The 17,002-nt window shown below is 43.3% G+C and carries 15 protein-coding genes and 1 pseudogene; 3 read left to right on the top strand and 13 right to left on the bottom strand.

What is annotated here, in order from left to right; translation table 11 throughout:
- Nucleotides 1-139 precede the first annotated feature (139 nt).
- From GRQ40_RS04735 to GRQ40_RS04710, 6 genes are all read right to left on the bottom strand, one after another.
- Complete coding sequence (locus tag GRQ40_RS04735) at nt 140-625, bottom strand: hypothetical protein (protein WP_201295978.1); 486 nt, start codon at nt 623-625, stop codon at nt 140-142.
- Nucleotides 626-637: 12 nt separating this feature from the next.
- Entirely contained in the window at nt 638-1,786 is a 1,149-nt protein-coding gene (locus tag GRQ40_RS04730; protein ID WP_159719476.1) for a pre-toxin TG domain-containing protein, read from the bottom strand.
- Nucleotides 1,787-2,064: 278 nt separating this feature from the next.
- Nucleotides 2,065-3,336, bottom strand: coding sequence for a Wadjet anti-phage system protein JetD domain-containing protein (locus GRQ40_RS04725; protein ID WP_159719475.1), 1,272 nt, complete (start codon nt 3,334-3,336; stop codon nt 2,065-2,067).
- Nucleotides 3,336-6,719, bottom strand: a complete 3,384-nt coding sequence (locus tag GRQ40_RS04720; protein WP_159719474.1) for an ATP-binding protein — start codon at nt 6,717-6,719, stop codon at nt 3,336-3,338. Before GRQ40_RS04720 ends, GRQ40_RS04725 begins: the two co-directional genes overlap by 1 nt.
- Nucleotides 6,688-7,329, bottom strand: a complete 642-nt coding sequence (locus GRQ40_RS04715) for a DUF4194 domain-containing protein (protein ID WP_159719473.1) — start codon at nt 7,327-7,329, stop codon at nt 6,688-6,690. Before GRQ40_RS04715 ends, GRQ40_RS04720 begins: the two co-directional genes overlap by 32 nt.
- Before the next feature lie 30 nt (nt 7,330-7,359).
- Nucleotides 7,360-8,889 (bottom strand): Wadjet anti-phage system protein JetA family protein, encoded by a 1,530-nt coding sequence (locus GRQ40_RS04710; RefSeq protein WP_236546398.1) that lies wholly within the window; start codon nt 8,887-8,889, stop codon nt 7,360-7,362.
- A gap of 536 nt (nt 8,890-9,425) precedes the next feature.
- Here GRQ40_RS04710 and GRQ40_RS04705 point away from each other — a divergent pair.
- Nucleotides 9,426-9,752 carry an ATP-binding protein gene (locus GRQ40_RS04705; RefSeq protein WP_370514185.1) on the top strand — a complete coding sequence of 109 codons (327 nt, stop codon included), beginning with the start codon at nt 9,426-9,428 and terminating at the stop codon, nt 9,750-9,752.
- Between the two features lie 109 nt (nt 9,753-9,861).
- On the opposite strand, the gene GRQ40_RS04700 is transcribed toward GRQ40_RS04705, so the two are convergent.
- The 7 genes from GRQ40_RS04700 to GRQ40_RS04675 form a co-directional block, all read right to left on the bottom strand.
- Nucleotides 9,862-10,122, bottom strand: a complete 261-nt coding sequence (locus GRQ40_RS04700; RefSeq protein ID WP_159719472.1) for a hypothetical protein — start codon at nt 10,120-10,122, stop codon at nt 9,862-9,864.
- 92 nt (nt 10,123-10,214) lie between these two features.
- Nucleotides 10,215-10,580 carry a transposase gene (locus GRQ40_RS04695; RefSeq protein ID WP_159719471.1) on the bottom strand — a complete coding sequence of 122 codons (366 nt, stop codon included), beginning with the start codon at nt 10,578-10,580 and terminating at the stop codon, nt 10,215-10,217.
- A 151-nt stretch (nt 10,581-10,731) separates the two neighbouring features.
- Nucleotides 10,732-10,989: a helix-turn-helix domain-containing protein gene (locus GRQ40_RS18935; protein ID WP_338079045.1), complete on the bottom strand. Its 258-nt coding sequence runs from the start codon at nt 10,987-10,989 to the stop codon at nt 10,732-10,734.
- 6 nt (nt 10,990-10,995) lie between these two features.
- Nucleotides 10,996-11,211 (bottom strand): helix-turn-helix domain-containing protein, encoded by a 216-nt coding sequence (locus tag GRQ40_RS18450; protein ID WP_236546397.1) that lies wholly within the window; start codon nt 11,209-11,211, stop codon nt 10,996-10,998.
- A 412-nt stretch (nt 11,212-11,623) separates the two neighbouring features.
- Nucleotides 11,624-12,172: a hypothetical protein gene (locus tag GRQ40_RS04685; protein WP_159719470.1), complete on the bottom strand. Its 549-nt coding sequence runs from the start codon at nt 12,170-12,172 to the stop codon at nt 11,624-11,626.
- An 18-nt stretch (nt 12,173-12,190) separates the two neighbouring features.
- Complete coding sequence (locus GRQ40_RS04680; RefSeq protein WP_159719469.1) at nt 12,191-13,129, bottom strand: SAR2788 family putative toxin; 939 nt, start codon at nt 13,127-13,129, stop codon at nt 12,191-12,193.
- Nucleotides 13,130-13,144: 15 nt separating this feature from the next.
- Nucleotides 13,145-14,182, bottom strand: a complete 1,038-nt coding sequence (locus GRQ40_RS04675; protein WP_236546396.1) for a S8 family peptidase — start codon at nt 14,180-14,182, stop codon at nt 13,145-13,147.
- Between the two features lie 546 nt (nt 14,183-14,728).
- Between GRQ40_RS04675 and GRQ40_RS04670 the strand changes: the two are divergent.
- Together GRQ40_RS04670 and GRQ40_RS04665 are read left to right on the top strand one after the other, a co-directional pair.
- A pseudogene (locus GRQ40_RS04670) lies at nt 14,729-15,070 on the top strand (thermonuclease family protein); the annotation flags it as partial.
- Between the two features lie 190 nt (nt 15,071-15,260).
- Complete coding sequence (locus GRQ40_RS04665) at nt 15,261-16,547, top strand: IS110 family RNA-guided transposase (protein ID WP_159719468.1); 1,287 nt, start codon at nt 15,261-15,263, stop codon at nt 16,545-16,547.
- Nucleotides 16,548-17,002: the final 455 nt, after the last annotated feature.

Below are 17,002 nucleotides of genomic sequence, written 5' to 3'. Positions count from 1 at the left end.
TCCAAGCTGAATTCTTGCAAATAAGCTACGGTCAATTATTCTAAAAAATTAATTACAATCAATGGCTACTGAACGATTGAAAAGACAAAAACCTTGAAAGGCCTACAGCCAATCAAGGTTTTTAATGTAATAGACATAATCACTTATCATTTTTGTTGTTAATACTAGAAATGTCACATTTGTCAACATGAATCTCATAATGCTGTTCCTCAGAATATATTTGTGCAATTAGACCCGTTGACTTGTCGGCTATTATGAAGCTACGAGATTCTGATGTTTTCCAAAGCTCTTCGAGTGCTTTCGTAAAATCCAAAACCCTCACATTCGCCCATACTGGTTGCGTACAATTTGGCACCAGTATCAACCACTCCTCTTTATCCTTGAAAAAATATAATGAGTTTACTAACCACAAAATATAATCGTTTTTATCATCCCTGATAGGCATTAGATATTTTGGTTTAGAATTGATTTTACGGAATTGTTTTAATGAAATTTCAAATATTTTTAACCAGTGTGAATCATGCTGCTCGAAAGCAATGAGCTCTACATATAATAATTGCTTCAAAACTTTTTTTGCGTTCATGATTGCAATTTTTTGTTGTATTTTTTCATTCGGGTACAACATCGCACTCCCCCTTTACCTATTGTAATAAATGTGATTGTCTCCATTCGGACTGTAAATATTAGCGTATCTTTCCTTCTTAAAGTCATAATCAAATGGATTAGCACCTTCTTTTGGTTTGCCCGCATGCACATGTAATCTTCCGTCATTTGTATGATCCACAATCACTCTCTTTCCTTGAGGTGTATCGTACTCGTAGTAACGCCCATGATGGGTTGGGTTAGAACTATATTCGTAGTTTTTATAATTCCCACCCTTTTTATTTATGTCATCTCCAACTTGCCATTGACGTGTAGGCTGTTGTGACCTAGGAATGCCGGCTAAATTCTTTGCTTGGTTAAGGGCTTCTCTTCTGTTAAGATTACCCGTACCCTTAATGGAAGAATTACTTGACTTCGGTATACTATCAATGGCCTCTCCTTCGATTTTCTTCATCATATAAAGAGCGGCATCTTTGACTTCATTCCTCGCTTCATTCATCCACACTCTAGACGTTGGACCAATTCCCGCATAAACCGGCTGCCATGCAGTGGATGCGACGCTTTCCACTAAATCATCCCATTGCTTCTTGAACAAACGTGCCGTTTCCGCAAACGGCGCTTTCATGACCTGTTGGTAAATCGTTTCGAAGATCGCCTTTATTTTATCATAGCACACCACATGTTTCATTTTAGATAGGACCGATGCCGCCTCGATCGCCTTGGCGCCCTTGATTGCCGCTTTTCCCGCCATGTCAGCCCCTTTAGCGGGAGGAAAGATGGACGCAAGCAGCATCCCGCCTGCCAGCAGCCGATCCCCCATCGAAAGGCGCTCGCCGGTAATCGGATCGTACTCGCCAAACACGCGCTGCACGTCGTACCAGCCGAGAAGCTCTAAGCCGAATTCTTTCATGTTGTCTGCCAGCGTTTGGTCCGCTTGGCGCATCGCCGCGGCGGTGCGATATAACAGCTCTTCGACTTCATTTAATTTGTCTTCATAACGTCGCAGCCAATGAACGAGTTCGTCCCGCAGCGCTTCAATGGCAGGCGTGCTGACGCCAGGGAGGGCCATCGCAAGAGAAGAAAGCTCCCTCGACAGCGTCGTCCGCGCCCGTTCGCACGCGTCTTCGGCATCAGGAATGTGCTTGGCGATCGTTTCCAACTCTTCAAACTTCAGACGGATCATCGTCTATACAGCTCCCTGATTAGTTTGGACAACTCTAATGGTTTCTGATCAAAAGGCATGGCGGTCTTCCGTTTTCTCGTATGCACGTTGACTCACTCCCCTCTACCTTTTTTATAGATGGTAACATAAGTAAAATAAGGAGAAAGGATGATTTTATGTTCCTCATTTTTTACCTAGTCAATCCTCGAAAAAATAAACAGAGAGCCAACTCATAACTCTCTGTTTCCGTCGATCTTCGGCAAATTTCGGGTGGTAACAGGCACCAAAACTATGTTTGTTTACAGCTTAGAATCCGGCAAAGGCAGCTTATCCACCGACTCCTGTTCGATTCGTTTACCGTGAGCCAGCATCAGTCTGAGCAGATCGTGCCACCTGCTAAATTGACCGTCCTTCAACATGGCTTCAACTTTACGTTCGTATCCTCGCCCTAATTCCATTCCTTTTTTTGCGTATTCCAAGAAGACCGCAACATCCATTCCGATAGGCTGCAGATCGTGGATAAAGTTCTCGCGGATGAACTCGAAAATGCGAATGCCTCCAACGTCGATATCCCCCCAATGATAAGCTTTCGCAAGACCGGCGATCTTCTTCAGCAACAGTTGTACCGTGCGATTTGGAAAGCCCCCTGTATAGACGACGATCTCATCCTCCCCTTCACGATCTGCCACCCATTGATGCCAGGAAGTCAAGTTTTCGATCAAGATGATTCGTTTCACATCAGATGGAACCGGTTCGAGTGCCCATACCGTTGCATGCGATAGTCCAACACCGCCGCGGAATACTTTAAGTGAAACCTCCCCTCCTTCTCCAGTACGAAAAGCCAAAGGGCCTGCAACAAACACATTCCGTGGGTGAGCGGCTATGCCAACGCTCTCGAGCGCTTCCGCATCTGATTCAAATTCTATATCCGCATGTGCATGAATCAGTTGAACTAGACGCCGCTCGACGCTTCGCTCGAACAATTTCGTGTCTTGGAATAATCGCTGACTAAGCACTCGTTTCGGCACGTTGTCTTCGAGCTTAGGCAGCTCCGACAGCACAACAACAAGCTGCTCATAGCCTGGCTTATCGTCAAGGTCAAGGCCTACTGTTCTTCGTTCACTTAGCGCTTGAACGGCAGATGACGCCCACGCCACGACCCATGGCCAAGGGTGCCGCAGAAGGGGCATCAACACACCCCGAAGCCGCGTCATCTTCACATCGCGCGGTGTGACGCCAGCTAGCTCATAAGCAACCTGCAGTTTGTCAAACTCAAGGAATAGTTTCGCCAATTGTCTTCCTTCCCCGAACTTTTCCCAAGTATGAGTGATGATTCCCTCCCTGCTGAGCTTAATGACCACATCGTGTATCCATTCTTTCTTGCGAAAGTCCATTTCATCATTATAATCTTTATGAAACGGGCTTTTTTCTATGGCGATTTGCGGGCGCTGCTTGGATGGTTCGCCGGTTGCAAATGCTTTGCTGTTCTCATATTTTTGGATGAGTAGCTTCAACAGTTCCTGCTGAAAATGATTTTTATACTCGATTTCATTCGTCACACGGTTCTCCATTAAAACAATTCCCCTTGCTGCACGCTTTTCTCTTGCTCCTGATCATCCTCGTCCTGGGATTGCAAGACCGCGTCGTCCGTCGCGTCACTTTCCTGCAGCTCCCTACGATCTAACATATCCACGAAACAACGATAATTCTGATTCGTTACAATGAGTGTTGTTGTTACTTCCGGCGCCATATGTTGCATCTTCTCGTCCGGCACAGCCGCGATCAGCTGCAGATTCAGCTGTTTGATCAGCCGCAAGCTCGATTGAATGCGTTGCTCGTCCATCTTGTTAAACGCTTCGTCAAATACGACTAGCCGCACAGTCTTGTTGCTTTTGTACAGATGATAGAATGATGCGAGAATCGCGATATAGAACGGCGTCTGCGTTTCCCCTCCGGATTTTTCTTTGAGCACTTTCGAGAACGAATAAGATGTGTCCCGCGAATGCACCTTGATATCGAAGTCCAGATAACGGCGATAATCGGTGAACTCCTCAAGATCGCCTGCTTCGCCTCTGACCAGCATCTCGAACAATTGATGCAGTGTTTCGGCGGAATCGTTGTCGGGAAGGTCGAACAAAGAGCCTTTTTCCCCTAACAGCGGATTCATGATTGCCTCATAAAATTTGCGATATTTCTCGCTCGGTGAGACCTCGAAATGGTAGCGATCCTGTGAAAACGGAAAGTGTCGTAAGGCATGGTTCAGCTCATGAAACTCCCGTCGCGCCATCGCAATGGCCTCACGTAGCTTGAACACGAAATGTGATTTAAATTCCTCCTCGGAGTCCTGCAGCGCTTTCTCCACCTTCTGTTGATATTCGGGAATATTGAGGTCGGCGACCATTTGCAACGCCGCATCATAAATCTCGTTATCCTCAGCCGTTTCAGACCCGTCAAACAGATGCTCCGTATTGAACTGCAAACGAAGCCGTTGCAGCGCATGGAAGGCGTTGTCGCGCCGCGTCATATTGCCATTCAGATTGCTCTGCCAATTTTCGATCTTGCGTTGCGTCGGAATGTCTTGTTTCTCCGCGTCAGCCCAGCGTGCAAGAGCGCCTTGCAGCAACCCCGGATCGTTCTCGGCGCTCCAGCTTTCCAGCGCGTACTCCGCATCTCTCACTTTGTTCTTCTGTATATAGATCCGAGTAACCACTTGCTGTTGTTCGACTTCCTTTTTCGCTTTGTCGATAGATAATGCAGTCCGCCTTTTATCCCATTTTGTCTCTTGATCCCGCCAATACCTGTACTCTTCCTCTAACCGGATCGCTTCGCTCAGATCCAGGCTTGCCAGTTCGCGTTGCTTAATCTCCAGCTCCGACCGCACCTCTGCCAGTTGCGGCAAAAGCGCAAGTTGCTCACCAAGTCGTTCAAGCCTTGCTCGCTTCTCACCGAGCTTCTCCGTCCAATCCTCGAAATCCTTATGAATCCGGCGCAGTCTAGTCAACTCCAGCCGAACAGCTGCAAGCTCATGTTTCTTCAACTCAAGCTGGCGCGCGATCGCCTTCGTCCCGATATATGGAAGCTCATATTGCGACCGCTTCATCTGCCTTGCCACAAGGTTGTTGTACACCATACATGTGCGTGTCACCGCTGTACGATGCTTGCGTAGCTCCTGTTCGTTGTCCGCCTTCATGACGCGACCGAGCAGATGCTCCAGATGCGCCCGAATGATCGGATTGTCCGTCTTCAACACATGCGCAAGCGATCCAGCTTGCGAACTATTCAAGTATCGCTGCTCCTTCTCCGTATCGACCAGTCCGACACCTTCAAGCTGCAGGGTAAACTTCTCTTGTTCATAAATCTCTAACGCCTTCGTAAAAACATCCGGCCGTACAAGCAAATCAAAGCGTTGCGTGTTCAAATATCCTTCCAACGCATTGCGCCAAGCTTCATCTTCTACTTCCATCTCCTCACAAAAAATCCAGACAGGCGACCGATCGCCAAGCCTTTCTTCCAACAAACTCTTCAACGCATTCACCGAGGCCGGGTAGGTCCGCTTCTGATTCTCCAGGTCGCGGATGACCTGCTCCAACTCAGCGATCTGCGCCGTTACCGTCTTGATGTGCTCGTCGGTGCGTGACCGCTCAATCACCATTTGCTCGTAGATTTCATTCAGTCTGGCGCCAAGCTGTCCGAGCTGTTCCTGAATTCCATCCGGCAGTTCTCGCCTCTCTAGGCTGCTGATCGCGATCGACAGCTGCTCGAGACCTTGATGGAGCTGCTCCAGTACCGAACGCTCCCATGTCCATTGACCGTTCCCAGACCAATCCGCCAGTTGCTCGACAACCAACCGCTCAGCTTCCAATGAACGTTTCGTAAACGCCAGCTCTCGTTGCAGTTTGTCTGCTTGTTCGCTTAGTTGGTCGATCTTGCTTTTCAACTCTTCCTGACGTTTTACCGAGTCATGGCTTTTCCATCGCGTAAGCGCCTGCTCCACTTCCGTCTTGGCCTGTTCATGCTTCATTGCTACCAGTTCAATCTCGCCTTCAAGCTTCCGCAGTGCATCTTCGAGAATCGTCTGTTCGCGTTGCTCCGCTTCCAGATTTTCTCGCTCCAACGTCAGCTTCAACCGGCGAATCACATAATCTTGCTCACGGGTCGTTACGCGCAGCTTGTCGTATTGCTCATATTGATTGCGGATCGCAAGAAGCTTATCCTTACGCACCTGCAACTGCTCGAGCTCAAGTTTATATCTTTCATGAATATCGAAATTTTGTTTCATCAGTTCGAGTTGCAGCTCACGGCGGTCGAGGATATAGTCGTAAACGAAATCCCTCACACTGTGAATCGGTTTAAACGAAAGAGCTTTGAGAAATATCGAGAAAAACCGCTCATGCAAGCTGCCAAACCTCTGCAGAAGCGCCTTCTGATACAGCGATTTGTTCCTCTCGAAAATGGTGCGAGCACGCTTGGGAGTTCCCAGTGACGTACCGTTGTGCCTGTCCTTAAACTCGCTGCGGTTGCGAAGATGGCCGGAAGGCTTGACGAACTCGACATCATCCAGACGACAGTCGGCCAATATAAAATATTCTTCTTCAAATTGCTGATCGCGGAACACATCGATGACAACGCCGACGACGAACGATTCTTCCTTCGCCTCGTCATAGTATTCCGCCGCTATATATGTTGTGAAGTCGCCGTCACGAACGAAGGTTCGGTCATCGCTGCCGATCTTGCCTTTCAGGTAATTGATCATCGAACGCTTTGCTTCCTCATGCGCAGCCGGATTGAATCGGATTTGGCGTTGGTCGGCGATAAGCAACACTTGCAGCGCATCGATGATCGTCGATTTGCCCGCCGCATTTTGCCCAGTGATCAGGGTCTGCTTGCCAAATTCCATCGTCTCGTCGGTAAAATAATGCCAATTAATGAGACGCAGCCTCTTCATCCACTTCATCCAACAGATCCCCTTCCTTCTTTGTGGCGTATCGCTCGATCCGCTCGGCGATTGCCCTCACTTCATCCATATTGACCAAGTAGATCCAGCTATGAAACAGACGGAAACGAGTGTCATCGGAACGCAGATCCGCATCCATCGCGTCCAGTAGTTGATATCTTGCACAAAGGCGCACCAGCTTTTCCAGCTTCGTCATGTTCACCCATGGAATACGGAACGTCTCGTATTTGGTGCGAATCTCGTATATGGTCGTCATCGGAAACTCGCTGAGCGACAATGCTTCACGCTTCTCCTGATAGATAAGTCGTAATATAAGCATCCATAACGTTTCTTCGCGGGATAGCGAACGTCTCATACTGCTGTCGGGCCCTTGAACGTATATGCATTCATGCCGTTCATCCATCACAAATTCCCATCCTAGAAACCTGAAGAAAGTTTGTGCTGCTTCCCGGTTTCGCCGGATCAGCATGTAAGTTTCGCGGTCCTTCTCCTTGACCAGAAAATTGACGAGGAGAAGCCTGTTGAGGGCAGTGCTCATCTTCTGTTTATCCGCTTCTCCAAGCGCATCCAATATAAACAAGCCTCCTTGGCCTGTGCCAATGCCTTCCATGCTTGCTCACCTCTCATCTGTACATTAACGCTAGCGCGTCGATTTTCGCTTCGACCGCACGATCCGATGATTATGAAATCGATACGGTCCGATCTCCACGATGACGCGCTCCTCACTTCTTTTAATGCAAAAACTTGAACTGCCGTCCTGCCCGTACAAGTACACATAGGCAAGCAAAAGAAATTGCTCTACTGTCTGCGGCGCCAGTTCGCGCATTTCCATCTGTTCACGATTTCCGAGCCGCTCCAACACGAACTGCTCCACTTTCTTCCGTGTTATCGAACGGCGAATCCGTTCGAGGTTGGCCTCGCGCAGCTGCTCTTTCAACTCTTGTGGGATGTCTACCCTGACGTGCTTCTCGGGTCGATGCGGCTGCCTGCGTTGCCGAGGCGTGTAAAGAGAGCCTTCGCTCAGCTGCGCGTGAAGCTGGAGGCGGAACAATCTCGTGCCTAGTTCCGTTGCTTCTGTGTCTGTGAACACCGCTGTGGCTTTACGATCCGAAAACGCGCCTTCTTGGTCGGTCAGATGCTCGAGCAATGTTGCCAATTGCTGACTGACACCCGTCTGATGTTGGCCCAAATAACGAGCGCGGTCATATGACGAACGCAAATATTGATTATGCCGCACATCGATCCGGTAGAAAATTTCGTCAAGTCCTGCATAGATTTCTTCGATCGTCAGAAGTGCATCGCGAATATCCCCTTCTGCTTCTTCTCGTGATTTATAGAAATCGCTTTGCAAGCCGTCATTGATTGTCTCCTCAAATAAATTCCGATCGAGCCACCAGTTTTGTACACGCTGAAGAATTTGAAACCGATAACGTGATACGTGGTCGGACGTTTTCAGCCGGTGATAGCTCTTATCGACAATTTGCGATTTATAAGTATCAAAGTGATGATCGAGTACTTCCTGGATCGACGTCTTCTGCACGACTTGCTCCATATGATGCTTCATGTTGTTGTAGAGCGTAATTAACTCTTGACGGAATTGCAATGTAATTTCTCTGGCTTCGCGGATGGCAAAGCAAGGCCGAAGTTTCGCCTCCTCGCCGGACAAAACTTGAAACGTCGAAAATGCGAACCGCTGGTATTCAACTGCCCGCGCTTCGCACAACTCTTTGAATAGCGCCATCATCCGGCTCGTATAATGTGGAAGCACGATATAGCGTTGAAACTGATCGCGCACCTCGATGTCGATCCACTTCAGCGACTCCATCCGGCGCAGCATGTAATTCGCCTGAGCCCTGGACAATTCTTCCAACGTAATCTGCTGGTATACATTACGGTCGCGTTCTGCCGCAGGAAGTTTTTCTTCATCCAACTCGAAGTCGATGCCAAGATCACGTTGCGTCTCTATCAACTCTTGCAGCAAGTCTTGCATCACATCATAGCGAATGCCAAACCGCTCGCGCTGCGATTGCTCGTAGATGAGTAACACCGCTTCTGCGTACAATTTCTTGTTCGCACCTGTCAGCAACGAGAAAAAACGCTCCGGCAACACTTCAAACAAATTCATCGTTTCGCCATCTCCTAATAGGTTGATATAACTATAATACAACATAGACCGATGGATGGGAATTTCTGAAAATCTCTCCTACAAACATTTTACTCACACGAGACTCAGAATGGCTAATGACAAATAAAAAGCTGCTTGGAAACGAAGAGCAACCGTAAAGTTTGCAAGCCTGTATACTGCCGCTTCAACGGAGTGCATTTAGTCCAAACGAAATAGATCTCGCAATATGAGAAGGCAAGTGCGATCACCTTTGCTTGTTGGCTCGGGGACTACCTTGCCTTATGAAATAATGCCCACGGTCGTACACAATTACAATGATTGTGCTTGCGCTGCTATGCTCGGGGCTGTATCTTCGCTCTTTCAAATGAGAATAAGGCGTATGTACGGATGAAGCCAGGGGATCGCATCCGTACATAGACACCCCCGAAATAGCTCTGTCTTCATTCCGGTAGAACCATGATCATATTACAACTGTTCACGAATAAGCTTGGCCATCAGTACGATATCTTTTTAGGTCATTTTTATCATAATGGTATCAATTTTCTATTGTCGATAAAATGGAAGCAACATTGAGACTAGGAATGTTGGCTCAGTACAGAATGTATTTCAAATATGATGTGATCATCGTAGACGAGCTGGGATATATCCCCTTTTCAAAAGCAGGAACAGAACTATTATTTCAACTCTTTTCCAATCGCTATGAACGTGCCAGTATCATCATTACAACAAATCTTGAATTGGTAGAATGGACAAACGTTTTTGGAGACGAAAAGACAACAGCAGCATTGCTTGATCGGCTCACTCACCGTTCGCACATTCTTCTTCTAAACGGAGAATCTTATCGATTCCGTCAAAGTATGAAACAGAGTAAAAATGAGGATTGGTGGCTAGGTGCGCGAAGTGTTTAGTTGCCCCTAGAGGCAACTCATCTAAACACCCACGTTCTCCCATTTGTAGGAACTCTGATTCTAAGAGTGGCTCACTTTTCAATTGCTATGGTGGCTCAGTTTTAGCTTATCAAATACAGATATCATACATTCTGTATAATTTAGCAAATGCACGTATCATTTCTTCAAGTGTCGGTACCCAAACCCTTACTTCGCCGTCTTTTTCATAAATTAAAGATATTCTTGTATTAGGAACAGGGAATTTTATAGGATCAGAAGTGCCTAGCTCCCTCGTAATTAAATATCTATCGGTCTTTTTTAAACATTTAACACCATTTTTATCATTGACTAATCTGTGTTGAAATACTACTTCCTCCACAGTTTCATTCAAGTTAAACTTCTTTAGTGATTTGCCTTCCTTTACTTCTTGTATATATTTCCCTGTATACGTTAATGTAATGTTATAAACTATATAGATTCAGATTAATTTTCCGACATAACCATCTGTCCGATGCGTTGGAGCACTTTTTCTGGAAACTCAGAAAGGTACTCTAAGAACGAAACAACCGATTCTCGCAACTCTTTTCGATTGGGATGAAAGCGATTGGCAATGACACTCTCTTTCAGCCAACCCCAAATTCGTTTAACCACATTTAAGTTTGGGGAATAAGGGGGTAAGAATACAAAAGTGAACGGCTCTTCGTGCTCCTGTAAAAAAGGCTGAAGAACGTTGGCACGATGAATTTTGGCGTTGTCCAAGACCATCACGACATGTTGATCTGGATACTGGTCCAATGTGTATTGGAGAAACTGCAAAAAAGCCTGTGCATGACATTGGTCCGTTTCCATGCAGAGAAATTCACCTGTTTCGATATTCACACGCCGAATAAGCTCACCGTCGCGTGGTGTCCATACGTAGGGATTAGTTTTTGACGCCCTTTGACCCTCCATGTGGTCCGAAGAGCTTGATAGTCGCGAATAGGACTTTCATCTTCATAGATTACGACCATGTTGTCGGACAAGTTTTTTTTATGAGTTCCATTTCTTGTTGAAACTCTTTTTGTTTTTGAGGATTCGCCCGTTTGAGGGTATACGTAGGGCGTGTATAGCGAAATCCCCACCGATGGAGCCTATCACAAATCCCACCGCGAGACATGGTGACAGAAAATTTCTCTTCTAACACATGTTGAATGATTCGTGTATTCCAGCTGGTTTCGATGCCATATCCTTCATTGGCAGGGGTGCTTTCTTCCAACATCTTTCTTCATTCGCGTTCTTCGTCTGGAGACAGATACGGCTTTCTACCGGGAGCATAATGGCGTTTGAATAGAGCATCCATACCACCTTGATTAAACTTTTGAACATAAATCGAAACGGTTTCACGATGGATGTTCAAAAGCTCAGCGACTTGGATTCCTAAGTAGCCTTGCATCATGAGACGAATCACCGCTATTCGTTTCGCCATGTTCGCATTTTTCATTCGGCGTTCCTGTTCTTGAAGACGTTCGATGGTCCAACCATGATTGTTCGTAATTTGTCATCCTTTTTTCTTCATCATTCATCCGCTCCTTTGATTCATCTGTTTAGGAGCAGTATAGACAAGAATAGGCATTGGTTAAACATGTCGGAATTTCAAACTGAATTTATATATAAACGCTGTACACTTCTGCGTATTAAAGTTTAATTTATAATATCTAATAAATATTATGCACTGTGGGAGATGTATCCTCTACTGTAATACAGATTGAGCTTTAGGAACATTTAAAAAAGGCATCATATTAATTGATGCCTTGTAATTTTAAGATTCTTAGTGTTCTTGGTTTACCGAGTTTCCATGTAATATAACCTGCTCTTCGTAATTTTTCTAGATAAGCGAAGTTTCTTACCATTTTTTATTCCTGTAAATAACCTGCTTTCACCAAAGCTTCCAAATACTCATCCAAAATAGGGTTCCCTTCTACACAATCTGCTGGATCAATTCCTTTAAATACCTTTAGTTCATGATATAAATTCTCACACATTGCACCTTGCATTTGAAAACCACTGACATATTGTCTATCTATACTTTCTAAAATAACTGCTATTAGTCTTCCCTCTGCAAAATTAGTATATCTAACCTGCAAATCATAATCTTCATCACTCGGTTGCGGAAGAAGGAGTTCACCAGCCGCCCTCATCTCTTGAATACACTCTCTCATTCTATCAATGTCCGCTTTCTCTTTCTCACTATACAAACTATTCAAAATCTCCTCATTTTGAATAAAGTAACTTTTCACAAATGTTGAATAATCAACAAAAGGATCTTTTTTAAATTCTATAAACTCATTGACAGGAACTTCAACCGCTTTATATTTCTTTTTTAATATATTGTCTACCTCAGTTACTAAAAACTTATGAGGCATATTTAATTGTTGGTATTTTTTAAGTAAGTTATTTTTCAAGTGATTTTAACCTCCCTATTAATAGAATGAGTGCCCTCCACTTCTATTATATATATGCCAATGTGGAAGGTATCCCTCTCCACCATGTGCAGAATCATGTATAGGTGGTTTGCCATTCCCAGCTTTTGCAGCAACCTTAAATGCCTTAACTGAATCTGTAGACCATACATCATTATATGGAGGTGCGCCTTTCAATCTCGATGCAGCTTCATCTAATGTCAGCGGTTTGTTCCCAATCATTACTCTGTCTTTCTTTTTATCTATATATGCTGGATAGTGATCGTATTGTTTTTTTCTTAGTGTCTCAGAGACGCTAGAAGCTACTGTATAAGTCACTCCTGCAATAACTGCTGCAAGTCCTATGGCGATTAAGTGTTCTAAAAGTGCTTCTCCTATAATAACACCTATTGGAATTAGAAATGCAAACGATGCATGTAATTCGTTTGTATTTAATTCGTACTTTTCACCTGTACCCATATCTGTAAAAGTTGCAACTATTCCGTCTTCTGTAGCGTTCTCTACGTCTACTTTGTATTCTTTCTCTACTTGGTTTCCTTGGGAGTCTGTTTCTATAGATGTTACTGTAAATTCATTCGTCCCCTTATCCAAGGACAGAGAAACAGTTGCATTTGTTGTGTCGTCAGTAGTTGCATTTGTTGTATCGTCAGTAGTTGCATTTGTTGTGTCGTCAGTAGTTGCATTTGTTGTATCGTCAGTAGTTGCATTTGTTGTATCGTCAGTAGTCGCATTTGTTGTATTATCAATTGAAACCTCAGTCTGAATCTCTAATGTTTTTTCGTTATTTTCAACAATTTTAATATTTTCTTCATTTATTGCATCAGTTTGGGTTTGATCATCCGTTATCTCTTCGGCTAATGTGCTACTATTCGTCGGTACTATTCCAACAAGAAGAACTAAAGTCAATAGAATGGATATAGCTTGTTTAAATTTAAACATTAATATCCCACCCTTTTATGATAATTTTATGAATCCATTCCCGTAATATGTTTTGTTTCCTATATCTATAGAGTATTTTTTTAAGATACTTATCATCTTTGATGATAGTTTTTTATCCCTCATAGAGATTCCGAATTGTTCATGTTTCTCTAAAATAATCGAAATAATTCCCGTCACATAAGCTGCCGCTAAAGAGGTTCCGCTATACATAGCATAACCACCATTTTTTGATGTAGTTAAAATATCTACACCTGGAGCAGAAAAATCAATCTTTCCACGAGCTGAAAAACCAGCCACTTTATAATTACTATTTACTGCCGTTACAGAAATAACATCTTTATAACTAGCAGGGTAATCTGCCTTGCCGCCATAATTGTTTCCTGCAGCAGCTATAACTATTATTCCTGAGCTAGTAGCAGCCTCAATTGCTTTTCGAAGTTGTGGATGATCTGATGACATACCAAAACTAATATTTATTATCTGTACCTTATTATCAATACACCATTGAATACCTCTTACTAAGTTTCTAACATTGCCATGCCCCTTGTCATCCAGAACTTTTACCGAATATATTTCTACATTTGGAGAAACACCTCGAATGCCGACCTCATTATCATTAGCAGCTATGATACCAGCAACAGCGGTTCCGTGACCATAGTTATCAGACACGGGTTGTCTTGGGTTTATTGCATTAAATTCCTTTACTACTTTTCCTTTAAGGTCTTCATGCTCTTTGTTAATACCACTGTCTAAAATAGCAACCTTGATTTTTGGGATAGATACTTTCTTAGCTTGTAATTTGTCTATACCTAAACTATTTACCCCCCATGGAACTACTTGTTTTTTTTTGCTAATCAATAACTGCAAATCATTTACTTTTCTCTCCGAATTATTCACTAACTTTAGGTTACTTGATTTCTCCTCGCCACTGTTAGTACTACTACTGACATATGTTTTGGGATTATTAACCCCAAAAAAATCCTTTGAAATATAAAACGAAATTACTAAAGTTAACACAAGTAAAAATAAAGTTACTTTTTTAAAGATAATCACCCCCTCTTAATGATAGTAAGATCGGACTACTTAATTATAATTAATCAAATAAATTTTGCATATATATGAAAAATGTCGAATTTTGTCCTTATTTTTTATAATATTGTCGTTAAATTACAATAAAGTTGTTTAATTTTAAAGTCTCAAATCAATGAGGTGAATATCATGAATATAAAAACCGAAACAGGATATATATGTAAAACTAAAAGTAATCTTAGCTGAAAACGGAATAAAACACGGGTGGTTTGCGGAAAAAACAGGGGTAAGTGTGACCGCTAAATAAAACTGAACAGAATTCGACTGATTAAATTGAACAGTTTTTTACCAGTTAGAAGCGTGCACTTTACATGGAGTGGCGTACATGATAGCCTCGTTTCATGCGGCTGATTCTTGTTGTTGCTCGCTTTTTAGGAAATATCTTGTACGCAGAGGCTCCATGTCAAGTGATAGGGATTACGCTGGAATTTCCAGAAAAGTGTTCACTCTTATTTAGCGAAAACTGTTCAATTTTTCTCGTCGGTTACAGGTAAGTAAGGGGACTTTAATGAAGAATTATTAAAGAATGGTCTAGCTAGAGTAGCATACGTTTATCCGCCGAATACTCGCTATGTTGATCAATTTAATGCTCTTCAAAAAAAGGCCCAACAACAAGGGATTGGGATTTGGGAAATTGAAAATTATGCACAAGAAGATGGTTTTCATCCCGAATTAATAGAATCAAGATCGAAAAGGAGAGAATCTGAAGACTGCCTAATAAAAGGAAATATTGGCACCGAAAAAATTTATCATACTCCGGACTCACCTTGGTATAAACAAACAAAGCCGGAAGTTATGTTTTGTACTGAAGATGAAGCAGTAAAAGCTGGTTTTCGTCCTCCTAAGCAATGAGAATGAATTCCAGTTTAATAGACTATATTTGGCATCAAATATAATAACTCTTAATGTCATTAATTTTTTTCTGTAAAAGTAAGCATTCCTGTAATGAGGAAAAATGAGGTTTGAAACAAAAAAGTCCCCTTGGTATGATACAGGGTGTCATGGCCATGACCCCTAACTAATAAACCAAGGAGGACTCGATATGAATTATAACCGAAATTCGAAAATTAGACAAATCACTGAACAAACGTTAATCATTGGCGTCGATGTTGCGAAACACAAACATGTGGCAAGAGCTCAAGATTATCGGGGAATGGACTTATCAAAGGCCGTTGTATTTGAAAACTCAAGAATAGGGTTTCAAACGTTTTTAAATTGGGTACACACCTTGATGAACCAACATGAAAAAAGAGATGTCATCGTAGGAATGGAGCCAACCGGACACTACTGGTTGAATCTCGCTTATTTTTTAACTTCACATGACATCCTATGTGTGACAGTCAATCCGATGCATGTGAAACGAAGTAAAGAGCTGGATGACAACTCTCCTACGAAAAACGACGTGAAAGATGCGAAGGTCATTGCCCAACTCGTCAAGGATGACCGATATTCCATCCCGATTCTTCCAGAGGGAATCTACGCAGAATTACGTGAAGGCGTGAAACTTCACGATATGATGACACAGGATCTATATGCGGTTCAAGCTCAAGTACACAATTGGCTGGATCGATATTTTCCTGAGTTTCTTACGGTGTTTAAAGATTGGACAGGAAAAGCAGCGCTACAGCTTTTGAAATTGGGATATCTGCCAAACGAAATCGTAAAGATTCCATCCGAACGGCTTCTTGTAGAAGTCAAGAAAGTGGCGAAACGAGCTGTTGGAATGAAGCGAATGGAACAGTTCAAAGAGGCTGCCAAAGTCTCCATTGGACTTCAACCGGGCACTCAAATGGCCAAAGAAGAGTTACGTTATTTACTCGAGAAATACGAGTATTTAACCCATCGTCTAGACGAATTGGAAAAGCAGTTAAGTGAAATGGTTCAAACGATTCCGGGGGCCAAAGAGATGTGTGAGATCAAAGGCATCGGAGAAATGACCGTGGTTGGTTTTTTCGCTGAAGTGGGCAACCTCCACCCATATCAGCATCCACGCCAAATCATTAAATTGGCGGGGCTGAACTTAAAAAAGAATGAATCAGGGAAACATCGAGGAAAAACAACGATTAGTAAGCGAGGACGAAAACGACTGCGCGCCCTCTTATTCCGAGTGGTGATGCCTTTATCAACGAAAAACAAAGGGTTTAAAGCCTTACATGAATACTATCGCACACGGACTCATAATCCATTAACCGGTAAGCAGTCTCTTGTCGCTTTATGTAGTAAACTCATTCGAATCTTATTCGTCACTGGTCGACGTCCAATTTCGTTCAGTGAAGAGAAAATGATACAAGATATTCCACACTTAAAGACATTACAGGAAATCGCCTAATCTCAAACAATGTATCGAAGATAGACATTAGAAGCACGGAGAAGTCGGTCGTAAATCCCCATTCGGGCATAGACCCAGCAAGTGAGCATATTCCGACCTCCACCTCATGGATAGGTGGAACGAAGGAATGTAGGAGCGAAGGACTCCGTGAGACATGGGAGGGTACACCGCCATGAGACAAGTGGAGATCCATTGGTGCGATCATAAGGAAATGTCCTCCATTTTTAAAAAATTGGATGATGGAGCTTGTCCCCCTACATTCTATCTATCCAAAAATTTATAGATATTCAATATCTATCCTTATTTCTGATGTCTACGAAACGTCTATGTTCATGAAAATCGAAGAAATTCAAAGAAAAAACGAGAAAATTGATATTTTATAGAGGGAGGAATTTTATTCCGGATATATTGGGGATTTTATCATCGGCTTTAACAAAAAAGCGTACATATATACT

This window comes from Anoxybacillus sp. PDR2, assembly GCF_009834045.1.
Lineage (GTDB): Bacteria > Bacillota > Bacilli > Bacillales > Anoxybacillaceae > Anoxybacteroides > Anoxybacteroides rupiense.
This window is presented reverse-complemented; position numbering and strand designations above follow the sequence as displayed.